14 protein-coding genes and 1 other RNA gene are annotated in these 17,616 nt (G+C 55.6%); 10 read left to right on the forward strand and 5 right to left on the reverse strand.

Features of this window, described 5'->3' with window-relative positions; translation table 11 throughout:
* Positions 1-4 precede the first annotated feature (4 nt).
* Entirely contained in the window at positions 5-979 is a 975-nt protein-coding gene (locus VOI14_RS14860) for a metallophosphoesterase (protein ID WP_323752827.1), read from the reverse strand.
* A 137-nt stretch (positions 980-1,116) separates the two neighbouring features.
* On the opposite strand from VOI14_RS14860, the gene chrA reads away from it, so the two are divergent.
* From chrA to VOI14_RS14880, 4 genes are all read left to right on the forward strand, one after another.
* Complete coding sequence (gene chrA / locus VOI14_RS14865; protein WP_323752828.1) at positions 1,117-2,295, forward strand: chromate efflux transporter; 1,179 nt, start codon at positions 1,117-1,119, stop codon at positions 2,293-2,295.
* Between the two features lie 15 nt (positions 2,296-2,310).
* Positions 2,311-2,961 carry a peptide-methionine (S)-S-oxide reductase MsrA gene (gene msrA, locus VOI14_RS14870; protein WP_323752829.1) on the forward strand — a complete coding sequence of 217 codons (651 nt, stop codon included), beginning with the start codon at positions 2,311-2,313 and terminating at the stop codon, positions 2,959-2,961.
* Positions 2,962-2,971: 10 nt separating this feature from the next.
* Positions 2,972-3,397 (forward strand): peptide-methionine (R)-S-oxide reductase MsrB, encoded by a 426-nt coding sequence (msrB, locus tag VOI14_RS14875; protein ID WP_323752830.1) that lies wholly within the window; start codon positions 2,972-2,974, stop codon positions 3,395-3,397.
* A gap of 155 nt (positions 3,398-3,552) precedes the next feature.
* Positions 3,553-4,317 carry a lysophospholipid acyltransferase family protein gene (locus VOI14_RS14880; protein ID WP_323752831.1) on the forward strand — a complete coding sequence of 255 codons (765 nt, stop codon included), beginning with the start codon at positions 3,553-3,555 and terminating at the stop codon, positions 4,315-4,317.
* Between the two features lie 25 nt (positions 4,318-4,342).
* Here the strand turns inward: VOI14_RS14880 and VOI14_RS14885 are convergent, their stop codons facing one another.
* The gene (locus tag VOI14_RS14885; RefSeq protein ID WP_323752832.1) at positions 4,343-5,320 is read right to left on the reverse strand and encodes a calcium/sodium antiporter; all 978 of its coding nucleotides are present in this window, start codon (positions 5,318-5,320) and stop codon (positions 4,343-4,345) included.
* 422 nt (positions 5,321-5,742) lie between these two features.
* Here VOI14_RS14885 and mqo point away from each other — a divergent pair, with 422 nt between their 5' ends.
* Complete coding sequence (gene mqo / locus VOI14_RS14890; RefSeq protein ID WP_323752833.1) at positions 5,743-7,224, forward strand: malate dehydrogenase (quinone); 1,482 nt, start codon at positions 5,743-5,745, stop codon at positions 7,222-7,224.
* Positions 7,225-7,289: 65 nt separating this feature from the next.
* Here the strand turns inward: mqo and VOI14_RS14895 are convergent, their stop codons facing one another.
* The gene (locus tag VOI14_RS14895; protein WP_323752834.1) at positions 7,290-7,535 is read right to left on the reverse strand and encodes a hypothetical protein; all 246 of its coding nucleotides are present in this window, start codon (positions 7,533-7,535) and stop codon (positions 7,290-7,292) included.
* Between the two features lie 268 nt (positions 7,536-7,803).
* A complete protein-coding gene (locus VOI14_RS14900; protein WP_323752835.1) occupies positions 7,804-9,384 on the reverse strand; it encodes a BCCT family transporter in 1,581 nt (526 codons plus the stop codon).
* 249 nt (positions 9,385-9,633) lie between these two features.
* On the opposite strand from VOI14_RS14900, the gene VOI14_RS14905 reads away from it, so the two are divergent.
* The 5 genes from VOI14_RS14905 to VOI14_RS14925 are packed head-to-tail and all read left to right on the forward strand — an operon-like array spanning position 9,634 to position 17,307.
* Positions 9,634-11,007 carry a TolC family protein gene (locus VOI14_RS14905; RefSeq protein WP_323752836.1) on the forward strand — a complete coding sequence of 458 codons (1,374 nt, stop codon included), beginning with the start codon at positions 9,634-9,636 and terminating at the stop codon, positions 11,005-11,007.
* Positions 11,004-12,170 (forward strand): efflux RND transporter periplasmic adaptor subunit, encoded by a 1,167-nt coding sequence (locus VOI14_RS14910; RefSeq protein WP_323752837.1) that lies wholly within the window; start codon positions 11,004-11,006, stop codon positions 12,168-12,170. Before VOI14_RS14905 ends, VOI14_RS14910 begins: the two co-directional genes overlap by 4 nt.
* Positions 12,163-15,330 (forward strand): efflux RND transporter permease subunit, encoded by a 3,168-nt coding sequence (locus VOI14_RS14915; protein WP_323752838.1) that lies wholly within the window; start codon positions 12,163-12,165, stop codon positions 15,328-15,330. The genes VOI14_RS14910 and VOI14_RS14915 overlap by 8 nt, the downstream gene beginning before the upstream one ends.
* Positions 15,324-16,013, forward strand: coding sequence for a response regulator transcription factor (locus tag VOI14_RS14920; protein ID WP_323752839.1), 690 nt, complete (start codon positions 15,324-15,326; stop codon positions 16,011-16,013). Before VOI14_RS14915 ends, VOI14_RS14920 begins: the two co-directional genes overlap by 7 nt.
* Positions 16,000-17,307, forward strand: coding sequence for a HAMP domain-containing sensor histidine kinase (locus tag VOI14_RS14925; RefSeq protein WP_323752840.1), 1,308 nt, complete (start codon positions 16,000-16,002; stop codon positions 17,305-17,307). The genes VOI14_RS14920 and VOI14_RS14925 overlap by 14 nt, the downstream gene beginning before the upstream one ends.
* A 121-nt stretch (positions 17,308-17,428) precedes the next feature.
* Here VOI14_RS14925 and ssrA read toward each other — a convergent pair.
* Positions 17,429-17,616, reverse strand: a transfer-messenger RNA (tmRNA) gene (gene ssrA, locus VOI14_RS14930); the annotation flags it as partial.

Raw genomic sequence — 17,616 nt, forward strand, 5'->3', positions numbered from 1 at the left:
AGGCCTAGGCCGGCCCTCGTGTCAGCGTATGCAAGGTGACTTCCGGCGGGCAGTTAAGGCGCACATTCAATACCGAGGTGCCTGCACCGGGCGAGGTGTAACCCTGCATGCCATTGACGCGCCAGAAACCTCGGCCGAGGTGCCGGGGACAGTTGGAATCCAGCGTGACGGGAATGCCCCCGGGTAAGCAAAGTTGACCGCCGTGGGTGTGCCCGCACAGGAACAAATCGTAACCCGCGTGAGCTGCTTCCCGCCAGACTTCAGGGGTGTGGCTCAGCAGCAGACTAACGCCGCCGGCGGGAATGTCGTCGCCGGCTCGTTGCAAATTGTGCGCTTTGTAATAGTGCGCGTCGTCAATTCCAGCCAGGTAGAGGGTGTCACCCGAGCGTTCCAGTGGCGTCATTTCGTTCAACAGTAGTCGGTAACCCATGTCCTCCAGCGCCGGCACCATGCGCACGCTGTCGTGGTTTCCCAGTACGGCGAAGGCCTCACCTCGGATGGCGTCCCGAAGCCGCGCCATGCCATCCAGAGAGGCTTCAGAAGGACCCCAGGTGAGTTGCCGGTAATCACCCGTCAGCACGCACAGATCGTAGTCCAGCGGTTGAATTTGTCGAATGACTGCCTGGAGATTCTGTTCGTCCATATCCACGTGCAGGTCGGTCAGGTGCAGGACCCGAAAACCCTCGAAGGCCGGGGGCAGGTTGGGCACCGTGAACGTGTTGGTGGCGGTTCGGAGTATGCGGCTATTGGCCTGCGCGCGGCCAAACAACCCGAGGGCTTTTAAACAAAAGCGGATTAACCGCGGCGCGTTGGTGAGGTTTTCCAGATGAAAGGTGCGTTTGTCCCGGCCCATCAGTAAAGCTTCAGATTCTTGCTCGATGCCCAGGCGCTGGCGGGCGTGAACCGGCCCTAACCGCAGGCTCAATCGGTAGAGTAGGAGTTCTTCCTGATTCTTGGGTTCGCGAACCTTCGCTGTCATGCTTATTCCCTGATGCCGAGCGGAGCCTTATGTTGACCCCTATTGTCATTATGGTTGGTCACTGGGCATCTGCAACTGTAACGATACAATGTTCATGTTTAACGGGAACTTATTAGGGAGCTATTGGGGAATGGGCGATGACTGCAACCGACCAGACTGAACCGGTGCCTGGCTGGCAGATTTTCAAGATTTTTCTGCGCTTGGGCCTGACCTCCTTCGGAGGTCCGGCTGCGCATCTGGGTTTTTTCTATGACGAGTTCGTGACGCGTCGAAAATGGCTGTCCGCAGAGACGTTTGGTGAAATTGTGGCGCTGTGCCAGTTGTTGCCAGGGCCGGCTTCGAGCCAGGTCGGGCTGACCATCGGTTTATTGCGCGGCCGCTACCGGGGGGCCTTTGCGGCATGGCTGGGATTTACCTTGCCTTCCGCGTTGCTGATGACGTTTTTTGCGTTCGGGCTCACGCTGTGGCCCGAAGCCGGTTCGGGCGGCTGGGTGCACGGTCTGAAATTGTTTGTTGTGGCGGTGGTAGCGCACGCCGTGTGGCAAATGGGGCAGGTACTCTGCCCGGACCGGTCTCGTTTCGTGATCGCCCTGTTGGTGGCGAGTGTGTTGCTCTGGGTGGGGGTGGCCTGGATGCAAATTCTGGCCCTGGCTTTGGCCGCAGTGGTCGGTGCCGGTTTGAATTTCAGTTCAGGCAAGGCAACGGAGCCAATGACCGTGGCATTGCATGTTCGCAAGCCCTGGATATATGCGGGGCTTTTTGCCGGTTTGTTAGTGCTTTCGTTGATGCCGGTGCAAACGGGGTCCCTGGCCTGGGTGGGGGCAGAGCTATACCGGGCCGGCGCGCTGGTGTTTGGAGGTGGCCACGTGGTTTTGCCGTGGCTGCAGGAAGGCTTTGTTGAATCAGGGCAAATGACTGCCGATACGTTCCTCGCCGGTTACGGGGCGGCTCAGGCGTTGCCTGGCCCCTTGTTTACGTTCTCGGCGTTTCTGGGCGGCATCGAAATGGGTGTGTCGGGCGCCATGATTGCGGTGCTGGCGGTGTTCCTGCCCGGAACCCTTTTGGTGTTTGCCGGTCTGCCATTGTGGCGTTGGATACGTGAGCATGCAAAGGCAAGGTCCGCGTTGGCTGGCGTCAATGCCGGAGTGGTTGGCCTGCTCTTGGCTGCGCTTTATGATCCGGTGTGGACGTCGGCCGTACATGGTTCAACGGATTTGGCGATCATTTTGGTGTTGTGGTTGGCGTTAGCGGTTCTGCGCTGGCCCGTTTGGGGCCTCGCCCCGGTAAGTGCCATACTGGGTATAATCATTTTTTGATGGGTGGATAAGGTTATGAGCGAAGCGTGCAATATCCCCGGGCTGAATGTGCCCCGGAGCCGGTTCCCGACACCGGAACACGAGTTACAAGAAGGCGAGGGTGGCGCTCATGTTGTCTTGGCTGGCGGCTGCTTCTGGTGTGTTGAGGCTGTGTTCCTGGCAATCGACGGTGTAACCCGAGTGGAATCCGGTTACGCAGGCGGCTCCGCCGAAATGGCGAACTACGAAGCGGTCTGCACAGGCTCGACCGGGCACGCCGAAGTGGTGGATGTGCATTATGACCCGGCAAAAGTCCGTTTTGGTGAGCTGTTGCGGGTGTTCTTTTCGGTGGCTCATGATCCAACGCAGCTTAATCGGCAGGGTAACGATGTGGGCACCCAGTATCGGTCAGCCGTGTTCTATGAAACCGAAGAGCAGAAGGCGCTGACGGAAGCTTACATCCGGCAATTGAATGAGTCTGGCGTTTATTCGGCACCGGTGGTGACGTCGGTTGAGCCCCTTGAGGCCTTCTATCCGGCAGAGGCTCACCATCAGAATTTCGCTGCACGCAACCCCTGGCAGCCATACATCATGGCGGTTGCGGCGCCCAAGATGGAGAAGCTGTCCGAAGCTTGGCCTGATCGAATGAAACCCGAATTCAGTCAGGATGACCCTGACCTCGTGTGAGGAGAACCCTATGAGTATGTCTGCTGCGGGCTATGACGTAACGCCCCTGAGCAAAACGCAGGTTGAAGAAAAGGCCGCCGGGCTGACCGCAGACGAAAAGCGGGTGCTGCTGGATCACGGCACCGAGCACCCGTTCTGCGGCACCCTGTTGGATAACAAGAAAACGGGTGTGTATCACTGTCGCTTGTGCGATCTGCCGTTATTCGGTTCCGACGCCAAATTTGATTCCGGAACCGGTTGGCCGAGTTTCTTTCAGCCGTTTGATCCGGAACATCTTCGTTTTATCGAAGATACCAGCTTGGGCATGACCCGTACCGAAATTCGGTGCGCCCGCTGCGACAGCCATCAAGGTCACGTCTTCCCGGATGGCCCGCCTCCTACCGGGCAGCGGTATTGTTTGAACTCCATTTCCATGGTGTTTCACGAAGTCGATTGATCCCCGTTTCGGCAGCGCCCAGGCGCTGCCGAACAGCCCCTATCCTGAGTTTCTACGAGCATCAGCTAAGACCTTTGTTCGTTATCCAGCAAACATCCGAGCCGGTATAATTTGACGCTACTTCCAGCTGTTGGCATACCGGAAAGGTGTTTGTGATGAATCGACTGAGCTTAAGTCCGCTAACTGAATCGGCAACCATGCTGCGCCGCATTGCCGTGGTGTTGGGTTCGGTTGGGTTGACGGCCATCTACTCACTGTTGATTTTGTTGCGGGCTTTGTTTGGCCAACTGAACCGACCGATTGTGGATAAGTATTGCCGGGAGTGGTCGGCCACGTTGCTCAAGCTGGTGCGTGCCAGTTTGACTGTTCGGGGCGAGGTGCCTGATTTCAACGATGGTCGGCGCTACATCATCATGTGCACCCACGCCAGCCACTACGATATACCCATCAGTTTTGTGTCTTTGCCCGGCTCCATTCGGATGTTGTCAAAACAGGAGTTATCGCGCATTCCTTTGCTTGGGCAGGCCATGGCAGCGGCTGAATTTCCGTGGATAAATCGCTCTAATCGTGTCGATGCGGTTCGTGATCTGCACAAGGCTAAGGAAATGATGGAGAGCGGGATTGTGCTCTGGGCTGCCCCCGAGGGCACCCGTTCCCGGGATGGCCAGTTGTTGCCTTTCAAAAAAGGCTGCTTCCACTTGGCGTTCGACACCGAAGCTGTGATTGTCCCGGTAGCTATTCGAGGTGTGCACAAGGTGCTGCCGGCCCGCAGCCTTCAGATCAACCTGGGACAGCCGGTAGATGTGCGGGTAGGTGCCGCTATCGATACGTCGGGTAAAAGCAAAGAACAGCTTCCGGAAGTGATGGAGGAAGTACGGGCGCGTATGCTGGAATTGCTGGGCGATGGTGAGCCGGAGTAATCTCCGGTCTCACCATGCGCGGTGATCAGGCGGCAGCTACCACGGTAGAGAACAGATAGCCGGTGTAAGCAACATAGGCCGTTAAGAGCAGTACGCCGTCGACCCTCGAAATCAGCTTGCGCCACCCTGTGATACCGAACCCCATCACCAGCAGTGCGATGGTTAGGCCGAACATGAGCGTCCAATCTCGATACAGCACCTCGGGATCGACCGACAGCGGCTGAATAACGGCTGCCAGTCCTACGACCGCCAGCGTGTTGAAAATACCTGAACCCAGAATGTTGCCGAGAATCAGGTCATGTTCGTTCTTTTTAACGGCGGCTATGGCAGAAGCCAACTCGGGCAGCGATGTGCCAATGGCCACGATGGTCAAACCGATAACCAGATCACTGATGCCCAGAGCCTGAGCGATGGTGACCGCACCCCAGACCAGAATGCGGGAGCTGACAACCAGAAGAATCAGCCCGATCACCAGCCAGATGACCGCGTTTTTCATCGGCATAGGATGGGTGATCAGGTCGGAGTCGACACCCTCAGCCAATGGGTCATCTTTGCCTTTGAAGCCCTGATAGATGGACCAGCCCATCACCGCAGAGAACACCGCCAGCAGTACCCAGCCATCAAGCCGAGAAAGCTCGCCGTCCAACAATTGGGCGCCTGCAATCAGCGTGAGCACCATCAGCAGCGGAAGTTCCTTTCGGATGACCTGAGAGTGCACGGCAATGGGCGCGATGAGCGCCGTCAAGCCAACAATCAGAGCAATGTTGGTGATGTTGGAGCCGTAACCGTTACCGAGCGCCAACCCCGGGTTGCCATCGGAAGCGGCCATAGCCGAGACCGCAAGTTCGGGTGCCGACGTGCCAAAACCGATGATCACCATGCCAATTAGCAAGGTGGGCATGCCTAAATGTTTGGCCGTGGCAGCTGCGCCTTCGACAAACTTGTCAGCACTCCAGACCAGCAGAACCAGCCCCAGAATAATGGCGCCAATTGCCATTAACATAGATAAACCTCGAATCAAAAGTCAGAACACTTCGCGCGTATTGCGGGCAAAGTATGGATGGCGCACAAGATACAGCAAGTCTGTATTTCAGGTCAGCCCCGGCAACACAGGATTTTCGGATATAAGCAATGATCCGCATTAACATTCCCGCTATATCAGACTAAAGTTGCGCTGATATTGTTAACAAAAGGCGGGAGAATCGCTTTTCGTTACAATCTTCAGCCCAGCTGGCATGCTCCAAACCAATTTGCATGCAGCAGGCAATCGCAATTTATTATTCCGAAAAAAACCGGGATAATGCGCGCAATTTCGACAGGAAGCACAAGGCTGCGCCCTTTACCTCGCGCAGTGACGGCTTTCGACAGACCGCTTTGCTGATCGTGGAGCGGTTTCAGGCTCAACACTAGCTAAGGTGGGAATCAATGGCCGTTAGACAGGCAGATGTAGTGCTGGTCGGTGGGGGCGTCATGAGCGCAACCCTCGGCGTGATGCTGAAGCAGCTTGATCCGTCTCTGGATATTGTCATGCTCGAGCGTCTGGACCACGTTGCTCACGAGAGCACAGACGGGTGGAACAACGCAGGTACGGGTCACGCGGGTTACTGTGAACTGAACTACACACCTGAAACGGACAACGGCGATGTAGAAATAGCGCGGGCGTTGCAAATCAACGCTCAGTTCGAGGTGTCTCTCCAGCTTTGGTCTTATCTTGTTGAACAGGGCATTCTGCCCGAACCGACGTCCTTTATTAACCGCACGCCGCACCAGAGCTTTGTCTGGGGTGACGAGAACGTTACCTTCCTCAAACGTCGCTTTGAGCGCTTGAAACAACACCACCTCTTCCAGGAAATGGAATACACCGAGAGCCCGCAAGAACTGGCTGAGTGGATGCCGTTGGTGGTTGGCAACCGGAACCCGATGGAGAAGGTGGCGGCTACCCGCATCAAGCATGGCTCGGATGTGGATTTTGGTTCTCTGACCCGAAGCATGGTCGAGTGGCTGGAAACCCAGCCAAACTTCGAGCTGATGGTCAGCTCACCGGTGCATTATATTGATCAGCGGGACAATGGCCGCTGGAAAGTGCGGGTGAAGAACCAGAAAACCGGTGAAACCACCAAGTTGGAAGCGGGTTTTGTCTTCCTCGGTGCGGGTGGCGGCGCCTTGCCGTTGCTGCAGAAATCCGGCATTGATGAAGCGCGCGGATACGGCGGTTTCCCAGTCAGTGGCCAGTGGTTGGTGTGTCAGAAGCCTGAGATTGTTAACGAACACCACTCCAAGGTGTACGGAAAAGCACCGATTGGTGCGCCGCCCATGTCGGTTCCTCACCTGGACACCCGTATTATCAACGGTGAGCCTGCCTTGCTGTTTGGTCCGTTTGCTGGCTTCACCACGCGTTTCCTCAAGCAGGGCTCGATGTTTGATTTGTTCGGCTCGGTCCGGGCCACTAACTTGCGCCCCATGCTGTCGGTGGGCAAGAGCAACATGGACCTGACCCGCTATTTGATTGGTGAGGTGTTCCAGTCTCATGCCGATCGTGTGGAGGCCTTGCGCAACTTCTTCCCGGACGCCAAGGAAGACGATTGGACCTTGCAGATGGCTGGCCAGCGCGTGCAGATCATCAAGCAAACCAAAGAGGGTGGCGGCAAGCTCGAGTTCGGTACCGAAATCGTGGCCGCAAAAGATGGCTCGCTGGCGGCTCTGCTGGGCGCGTCTCCAGGCGCATCCACTGCCGCCAACGCGATGTTGAATGTGCTGGAGCGATGCTTCCCTGAAAAGATGAAGTCGCAAGAGTGGCAGGAGCGCATGAGAACGCTGGTGCCGTCTTACGGTCAGTCACTGGTAGAAAACGAAGAGCTCTTGAACACCGTTCGGGAGCGAACTCTGAAAACACTTCAGCTGGGCTGAGGTGTTTGGAGGTGCCCGGTGCCGGAAGGCATCGGGCATGAGTTATGACAAACAGTGTTGTTTGATCAGAGTTGGCCGAAAGCCGCGTCGAAATCTTTGGCGGCGGCATCGGTAAACTCGAAGTTTTTCCGAATATACCCCAGCGTTGCTTTTTCTGTGTCGGTCACGCCCTGTCCATCCTGAGCCGATTTGAACAGATCAGCCACCTCGTCTTTTGATAGTTTGCCTTCCCCCTTTCCCGTTGTGTGCTTGCGTGCGAGTTCCAGCAGTTCTTTTTCGTATTTTTGACCATCAATCGTTTCGTAAGCCATAGCTGAGCCAACCCCATTCAACATTGATAACGAGTCGCCCGGAGCCTTGTGGCTCCGCTGCGGGCAGGCAAACGAACGCAAGCGTCCTACGGCAAGCCTGATTTATTTATACAAGCACAGGCTTTTGAATTGCGCAAATAATAGCCAGTTTCGGGGCGCGCTAACGGCTAGCAGATGATAGAGCTGTTGTTACTGCGGAGTTTGGGGAGCGAGGAGAAATAAAAAGGCGCGGCCAGTCAGGCCCGGCCGCGCCGATTCGTGCAGGCGTTTAACTCTGTTTCAAAACGACTTTTTCCGCGATCAGGTTCTGCTCACGGGCCATGGCATAGGCAGCTTTAGGCCCAAGCCACAGTGAGGGCAGCAAAATCAGCGAAACCGGAATGGCCGTGATCACAATGAATTGCTGCAGTACGCTGATCTGACCGGCACCCATGTACAGCAGAATGCCGGCCATGGCCGCCATTGCGATACCCCAGAATGCGCGCACGAAGGTTTTCGGCTGATCGTGGCCCGAGCTGACAACCGCAATGGAGTAGCTCATGGAGTCGCCGGTGGTTGCCACAAAGATCGTGGTCAGAATCAGAATGGCCAGTGCCATGAATCCGCCGCCCGGTAGAGCTTGCGCAACCGTCAGTGTGGCTACGTCAAAGCGGAAGTTGTTCAACGCTTCAGCCAGATCGATCACACCGGTCATCTGATAGTAAATGCCGGAACCGCCGAGCAGAGTGAACCAGATAGTGGTTGCAATCGGGGCCATAACCGCTACAGCGAGAATCATTTCCCGGATGCTTCGGCCTCGGGAAATGCGGGCAACGAAGATCGCCATGAGCGGCGCATAGCCGATGAACCAGGCGAAGAAGAACACCGTCCACCACTTCATCCACCAGTTAGGTGCGGTATCCGCCGTCATGGTCGCCATGTCGAGGAATGACGACACGTACTGACCCATGCTTTGCATGTAGGTGTTGGTGAAGAACAGCGTGGGACCGAACACAAAAATGATGGCTGCAATTGCCAGTGCCAGAAACACGTTCATTCGGCTCAAGAGCTGGATGCCGCGGTGTACACCGGTCACGGCTGAGGTGACGTAAATGGCGGCGAGAGCGGCCAGAATGGCCATTTGTGTTCCCAGCCCGTCGGTCAGACCGAACAGTTCGCTCAGGCCAAAACTCATCTGGGTAGCGAGGAAACCGATCGGACCCACGGTACCCGCAACGATGGCAATCACGCAGAAAGCATCGACAACGCTGCCAATCCAGCCGCTCATGATGCGTTCACCGAATACCGGATACAGCAGAGTGCGGGGCTGCAGCGGTTTGCCTTTCACGTAATGGGTGTGTGCCAGCACGATGGCTGCCAGGGTGCCGAGCACGGCCCACGCCAAAAAGCCCCAATGCATGAAAGATTGCGCCATGGCGCTGGAGACCGCCTCTGCGGTGCCGGGCTCCGTGTCAAACGCCGGTGGCGTGACAACAAAGTGGTACACGGGCTCGCCGGCTGCAAAGAACACACCGCCCCCGGCCAGTAGCGTACACATAATGATGGAGAGCCAGCGGAAGGTGCTCATCTCCGGGCGGTCAAGGTTACCAATTTTAGCTTTGGCTGCAGGCGTGCAAGCCAGGCCGATCGCAATAAAGAAGGTGGCCAGAAGTAACAGCTGAAAGTACGTACCAAAGACCCGAGCGGTCCAGGTAAAGCCGTTACCGATTACATCGGCTACGCCTTTGAGATCAAACAAAGAAAAGCCTACGAACAGCGCAATGAAACCAACACTGAGCGTAAGTACTACCGGGTCGCCAAGCTGAGCTATGGAATAGTCTCCGCCTGATTTCTGCTTACCCTGGGTCATAACATAAACCTTTTTTAATGCGTCTTTAAAACTTGGCGCGCGACAGTGCCACAAATTAACCAGCAATTCCAATGCCGGTTAGGACTTTCCGTATACGCACAAAACGAAGGTTCAAAGGCATCTTGGGGCCGATCAATACGTTTTTCTTCGCCAGATCAAGAAGATCTTAACCCTCCATTAACCGTCCTTCCGATAGCCTGCCCCCAGTTGTTTCCCGCAGACCCGACCTCGTTTCAGTGGACTCTGTTTATGTGTCGTTATCCTTGCCCGAAAGTATTACTGATTGCCCTTTGCTGCCTGCTCGCTTCCGGCTGCAGCTCGTTGTCCACAAGCCCGGATTATCTGGCTCAGGCCGATTCTGACCGTCAGAACCTTGTCTCCTGGTCTGAGCTGGACGCGGGTTCCGAAACAGCCTATCTGGATGATCTGGTCAACAGCGATGATCTGAGCGCGCTGATTGCTGAAGCGCGCGAGGCCAACCCGGATCTGGGACAAACACTGCTTTCCCTCGAAATTCTCCGGGCTCAATACCGGGCGACTCAGGCAGACCAACTCCCCGAGGTCGAGGCTGGCTTCGGCGCCAATAAAACGGAAGATATCGATACTTCCTACACCGGCAGCATCAGCGTTAGCTGGGAACTGGATTTGTGGGCGAAGATCTCTGATGAGGCGTCGGCAGCTGCGAGCGATGTCGCCGAACAGCTGGCTCTCTACCAGGCTGCTCGGGATACGCTCGCAGCCGAGGTTATGCAGGGCTGGTTGAAGCTGGTTAATCTGAATCGATCTGTTGCTATCGCAGAACAACGCGTGGAACTGCTGGAAAAAAACGAACAGTGGATTCTTCAGCGCTACCGATCCGGATTGGGTGACCTTGAGGACCTCGACAGTGCCCAAAGCTCGGCAGCCAGTGCCAGAGCGTCGCTGTTTGCCACTCAGGAATCCCTGCAGCAGCAACAAAGAGCTTTGAACCTGTTGCTCGGCCAGAGTCATGGCAGCACGGCCATTGCCACCGACTACCCGCAAGTTCTTTTGCCCCTGGCCGACCTTGCCGACCAGACGTTACAGCGCAGGCCAGACCTTAAAGCAGCCTATCTGGCCATAGAAGCAAGCGACTTTCGTACGTCTGTTGCCTACAAAGAAATGTTGCCATCGATCAGCCTGGGAGCGGCCCTGAGCGACACAGGCACATCGCCAGGCGAGGCTCTGTTGAAAAACCCGGTTTGGTCATTGCTCGGTCAATTAACGGCGCCTTTGTTTCGTGGAGGTGAGCTAGAAGCCAATGCGGAAGTCGCCGAACTGAGCACAGCCAGGAGCTATCAGGCATACCGAGAAACCTTACTGAACGCAGTGCAGGAAGTTGAAAATGCAATCGGCCAGGAATCAAGCCTGGCCAAACAGCAACAGCAGATAGACAGCGCCTTGCTGAGTGCCCGCCGCAACTATCAGCAATACCAGCAGAAATACCGGAATGGTCTGGTTTCTGTACTCGACCTACTCGAAGTGCAACGGCAGACCTTTGATCTGGAATCACAACTTAACGACTTAATCTACCAGCGTCTGAGCAACCGAATCACACTCGGGCTTGCACTGGGGCTGGGCATCAAGGAGACCGATCAGTCATGATCCGACCATACGCAAAATGGCTTGTTTTGTTGGCCGCCGTTGGCGTGCTGATCACCGTATTCCTTTATAATGGTCAGAAGCTTCAGGAACAGGAAAGTCGATCACTGCCTGCGAAAGAGGATGGTGGTATTGCACCGGATGTCGGTGTTATTCCGGTAATAACAGGATCTCATGCCGTCAACGTTGAAACTTTTGGTGCGGCCAGATCGCGATATGAAATAACGCTCACTGCCCAGGTTTCCGGCCAGGTCGCTGAACTGGCAAGCGCGTTTGAATCCGGACGTATCGTAAGCAAGGGCGACCTTCTTTTAGCATTGGAAGACAGCGATTATCGTGCAGCGCTTGCCAGTGCAGAAAACGATCTGGCCAGTGCGCAGGTAGATCTTCTCGAGGCTGAAAGAGAGGCAGAGCAGGCCGTTCTGGAGTGGAAGGCTTCCGGAATGACCGGCGAGCCGGACTCTCCATTGGTGCTGCGTGAACCTCAAGTAAAACAAGCTCAAGCGGCAGTCGCTAACGCCGAGGCCGCGGTGATCAGTGCCAAAAAAGACCTGGCACAAACCCGTGTTCGAGCGCCTTTTGACGCGCTGGTTGTCAGCCGCATTGTCTCACCGGGCAGTTACCTGCAGGCCGGTAACGACATAGCGGAACTCTATAGTGCGGACCGAATCGAGATCTCTTTGCCTCTATCTCAGCTCGACTGGCAGAAGCTACCGGATATCGAAGTGCTGGATAATGGCCAATGGCCGGTAAACCTGATTTCTGTTGAAACCGGGCAGCAATGGCGCGGTTATATTCAACGTACGCAACTGCACCTGGATGAAACAAGCCGACAGCAGTCAGTGATCGCAGCTGTAGATCGGCCACTGGAACAGACCAGCATGCTGGCGCCCGGCACATTCCTCAGGGCCGAAATCGAGGGCCGTGAACTGAGCGATCTCTGGCGCCTGCCTTCGTCCTCTCTCAGCCAACGAGGGGAAGTCTGGTACGTGAACGATGGCGTTCTGGCCAGGTTCTCCGCAGACCCGGTTGCCAGTGATGAACAGGCCATCTATATCCGTCCACCGGCCTCGCTTTACGGCCAAACCGTGAAAGTACTGACGAATCCATTGAGCACCTATTTGCCGGGCATGGCCGTCCATCCGGTGGAGGCGTCCGATGACTGATCAAAGCTGGAACAAGGGCATCATACCCTGGTTTGCCAATAACCCGGTTGCGGCCAACCTTCTGCTGATCCTGGTGATTGGCCTTGGCGTTCTCCAGGTTGGAGACCTTCGCAAAGAAGCATTTCCGAGCACAGAACCAGACAGCATTTCTGTCTCGGTTACCTACAACAGTGGCTCAGCACAGCAGTCGGAAGAAGGGCTGGCGATCAAGATCGAAGAACAGCTGGAAGATGTTAACGGCATTGATGACGTCACCAGTACGTCTACCTCCAGCGGCACCAAAGTTACTATCGAAAAGAAAAGTGATTACGACCTGGATGTGTTGTTGCGGGACGTAAAAAACAAAGTGGATGCGATTTCCACCTTTCCGGCCGATGCCAAGAGCCCGGTTATTGAAAAAGCGGAGCGTGAAGAGCACTCACTCTGGTTGCAGCTCCATGGCGAAACCGACCGTCACACCTTGCAGCAACTGGCCGAAGAACTGAAATCTGACCTGCTGGCAAAGGCTGACATCAGCCGGGTCAGCAAATCCGGTTGGCTTGACCCCATGATGTCGATAGAGATCGATGAGGGGCGTTTACAGGCGTACGGTTTGTCCTTGTCGGATGTCGAGGATGCGATCAATCAGGGTTCCTCCAGCACGATGACGGCGGTCCTGAAAAATGAACAGGTCTATCTGCAACTGAAAGCCTCGCAACAGGCTTACCTTAAAGAAGAATTTGCAGCCATTCCTCTGATCACCAGCAGCGATGGCGTGATTGTCGCCCTGGGTGATCTCGCTTTCATTAACGACACCTACGATGATGATACCGCAGTGCTGTCGCGCTTTGCCGGCGAAAACAGCATTGCTCTGCAAGTGATCACCACCGGCCTGGACGACATCACAGAGACGGTTGAAGCGGCCAAACAGGTGGTCGAAGAATGGCATGGCAACGGAGCTCTGCCACAGGGCGTAGAGCTTACCAGCTGGTACGACCGGAGCACCTCTATCAGTGAACGGCTGGACCTGCTCGTCACCAACGCACTTACCGGCATTTTGATGGTGTTCGTTCTTCTGGCGCTGTTTCTGAACCTGACGGTGGCGTTCTGGGTATCCATGGGTCTGCCATTTATCTTCTTCGGAACCCTGTATTTCATGGGAGACCGGTTTGCCGGTCTTTCACTGAACGAGTTCACCACCTTTGGTTTTATCATGGCTTTGGGGATTGTGGTGGATGATGCCGTGGTTGTGGGCGAAAGCGTTTACACCGTGCGAAAACAGGAAGGCGACACCCTTCGCAACACCATTCGAGGCACTCTGCGCGTGGCGGTGCCCACGCTCTTCGGCGTGTTTACCACCGTGGTGGCCTTCTATTCCCTGTCGAATCTCAGTGGCAAGCTTGGGCAGATATACGCCCAGTTCGCTGCCGTCGTCACTATTTGCCTGCTGTTGTCCATCGTCGAGTCGAAGCTCATTCTGCCGGCCCACCTGGCACACCTGAACACCCACCGCAGAGCCAGCCAAAACCCACTCCTTGAAATCTGGCGACGTATCCAGCAGGGAGCCGATTCCGGTCTTCAGTGGTTCAACGACCGGATCTATAAAACGGTTATCGACTGGGCACTCGCATACCGGTATGCCGTTTTGGTTTTATTCCTTGCGCTGTTTGCCCTGGTTATGGCGATGCCTTTTAACGGTACCGTCAAGACCAGTTTTTTTCCGAACATACCTGGCGACACGGTCCGGGCAAACGTGAGCATGGAAACCGACGCCAGTTTTGGTCTGACCCATTCCGCTCTGCTTGCTCTGGAGCAAAAAGCTCACCAAGTGGATGAGCAGCTCATTAAGCGCGCCAACGTCGAGGCAGAAACCGGCATTGCCAACCTGCAGGTACTTTCCGGGAGTGATCAGTCCGGCACAGTCACGGTAGAGCTGGCGCCAGACTCCCCATACGATATCAATACCTTTTCCAACCAATGGAAACGCAGCGCTGGCCTGCCGGAAGGTGTACGAACCCTTAGCATCGCCAGCCGGCGCGGAACGGTAGACGCACTGCGTATTGAGCTGAGGGCTTCTGACGATGAATTGCTGACAGCAGCCGGACGGGATATCAAAGAACAGCTCGCAACCATCCCGGCGATCAGTGGCATTGAAGATAACATCGAAGCCAGCCAGCCCCGCCTGTTCCTGGAACTCAACGCACAGGGCAAGGCCCTGGGCTTGAGCACCGATACGCTGGCCCAGCAGGTGCTTCAGGCCTTCAGTGGTCAGGTGGTACAGCGCTTTCAGCGCAATAACGACGAAGTAGAGGTTAAAGTTCGCTACCCGGAAGGTGCCCGGGAAAATCCGACGGACGTACTGAGTGCCAACATCCGAACCGACGACGGCACGGTGCTGCCCTTGTCGAGTGTTGCTACGGTCACCTACGGCTACTCTAGGGATACCATTACCCGTATTGACGGTAAGCGGGCACTTTATCTGTCCGCCGAGGTGGACAAGGACATGCTGTCGGCGTCCGAGCTGGTCGCCAGTCTGCAGCAGGATCTGGTTCCGACACTGGAGCGACAATACCCGGGGCTGGATATCAATTTTGCCGGTGAAGCGGAGCAACAGGCAGAAACACAGAACTCCATGATGCACGTGTTCATGATCGCCATGCTGGTCATCTACATGCTGCTGGCAATCCCCCTGAAATCCTACATTCAGCCCGTCCTGATCATGACCGCCATTCCCTTCGGAGTCGTCGGTGCAATTCTGGGGCACTGGATGAATGATCTGTCCATCAGCATTTTGTCGCTCAATGGTATTATTGCGCTTAGTGGTGTTGTCGTGAATGACAGTCTTTTGCTGGTGTCGCGTTACAATGAACTGAAACCCGATGCAGACCATCAGATCGAAGCGATCAGTAAAGCCTGCAGGAGCCGTCTGCGCGCGGTTCTTTTGACGTCATTCACAACTTTTGCCGGCCTTGCGCCTCTGCTGTCCGAAACATCAGCGCAGGCACAGTTTCTGATACCGGCCGCCGTGGCACTGGGATACGGGATTATGTTCGCAACCGTAATCACCCTCATTCTGATACCGGTACTGGTCGCTATTCAGCACGACGTGACCGAAAGATTCACAGATATTCGCCGCTGGTTTGCTGCGAGGCCAGGTAAACAAGAGTCCGATCCATGCTGAAATTGTTATTGGCCGAAGACGATCTCGACCTGGCCCAGACACTGGTGCAATACCTGGAGCTGGAAGGGTTCATTTGTGATCATGTCAGCAATGGCATGGCCGGGCTCAATCTGATCGAACAAAACAGCTACGATGTGCTGCTGCTGGATATCAACATGCCCCGCCTGGACGGCCTCGGCCTTTGCCAGCGTTTGCGGGAGCAGGGAAACGATACCCCCGTTCTGATGCTGACCGCGCGCGACCAACTTGACGATAAACTGCAGGGCTTCAACGCCGGCACCGATGATTATCTGGTCAAGCCCTTTGAAATGGAGGAGCTGTTGGCCAGAGTCCGGGCGCTCTCACACAGGCGCAGCGGCCAGATCCAAAAACTCACCTGCGGTGATCTGCAGATGAACCTCAGTGAGAAGAGCGTGCAGCGAAACGGTCAGGCCCTGAAATTGTCGCCCACGAGCTGGCGGCTGCTCGAACGCCTGATGCGTGCCTCACCGTCCCCGGTATCTCGTGAGGAGTTGATGGACTCGGCCTGGGGGGATGACCACCCCGATAGCAATAGCTTGAAGGTTCATATTTACAACCTGCGCAAGGCCATCGATGGCCCCTTTTCTGAGCCGTTGCTGCACACCATCAGCGGAGCCGGCTTTGCTCTCAAAGCTCCCGGAACAGACAATGCAAATGTTTAGATTCAGGATTAGCCTCAGAACCGTTTTGATCGCCTCTTTTCTGGCTTTGGGGTTCATTCTGGTCGCGGCCTATACACTGGTCGCCAAGGAACATTTCATCCGGGGGCTGGATGCGGCGATGGCAGGCAATATGGAAAAAGCCGCCCGAACATTCAGTGAGGTGATTGGCGCAGGGGAAAGCGAGCAGGTCAGAGAGTTCAGCGGTTTTGATGTTGCAACGCAATGGAGTAACTTGCCGGCCTATGCTCTTCGTGCCTTTCCGAATGGGCCGGGTAAATCTGGCCAATTACTTAAACAAGAAAACAGCACCTGGTTCAGCCGTCCGAAGTCGATCGTCTTTGCGATGCGCGACGATACCGCTCATGGGCCACTTTACCTGAGTCAGAAAGTGACGCCTCGACAAGCCTCGGAGGTGCTACCTCAAGCCTCCCGGCAAAACCGAGTGTTCACGCTGACTGTCAGCATTCTGGTGATTGGTTTTGTTTCTATTGTTGGCTGGCTGCTCCTGTGGCATGTGTCCCGCCCCATGGCTGCCTTGCGAGCCTGGACCCATTCCCTCGACAACGAAAAACTCTCGCACCCTGTGCCGGATTTCTCTTATCCCGAGCTGAATGAAATGGCGGAGCTTATCCGCAACAGTCTCTCCTCGGTGCAGCAAGCAGTAGACCGTGAGAGGCGCTTTCTCCGCCACGCCAGCCATGAGCTCAGGACACCGATCAGCACCATCCGCTCCAACATCGAGCTTCAGCGAAAGCTGACTCAGAAACGAGAAAAGCTCGCGGACGAGCAAAGCATCGTCGATCGTATCGACCGCGCCAGTCTGACCATGAAGCACCTAACCGAAACGCTGCTCTGGCTGAATCATGAACCGGACACCCCGCTTCAGTCCGAAGTAGTCGATCTGTCAGGGCTGATACGGGAGTTGGCGGCGGAGATGACGTACCTTCTGGCCGGCAAGCCGGTGACTACCGAAATCCACACCTCCCCATACAGTTGCTCTGTACCTTTGGTGCCCGCACGTATCATTCTGGGTAACCTGATCCGAAATGCCTTTCAGCACTGTTGGGAGGGCACCGTTGTTATTGAACAGCAGGAAGACCGGGTTACGATCAGCAATCCTGTAGAGCCCGATGCGCAAAATCCGTCCCCAGCATCGCCAGAAAATACGGGTTACGGCCTGGGCCTGGAGCTGACAACAAGCCTGAGTCAAAGGATCGGATGGCATTACACATCCAGCCGCCACGGCAACTATCATCGCGTTATTGTTAAGATTGGGCCCAGCCTCGATGGCTAGCACGTATCTTTAAATTGCGTGGATGTCATTGGATCACTAGGGGTTTAGGTATAAAAAAGCCCCGACTGGCGGGGCTTTTAGAAAGGTTTTGAAGTCCGGGTGTTCCCGGCCATTCTGAATTTGGTGGAGACGGCGGGAATTGAACCCGCGTCCGCCAGCACTATGCCTTGAGATCTACATGCTTATGTCCTTCTATTGATTTAACCTCAAGCGACCCGAAGGCCAGGGTGCAGGAGGCGAGTTCTTTAAATCTTAGCCGTTAGCCAGTGAACTCTGGATAACGGAGCGTCCCGTAAGCGATGACGTCCT

It is taken from the genome of Marinobacter sp. (assembly GCF_034669625.1).
In the GTDB taxonomy this organism is placed as follows: Bacteria; Pseudomonadota; Gammaproteobacteria; order Pseudomonadales; family Oleiphilaceae; genus Marinobacter.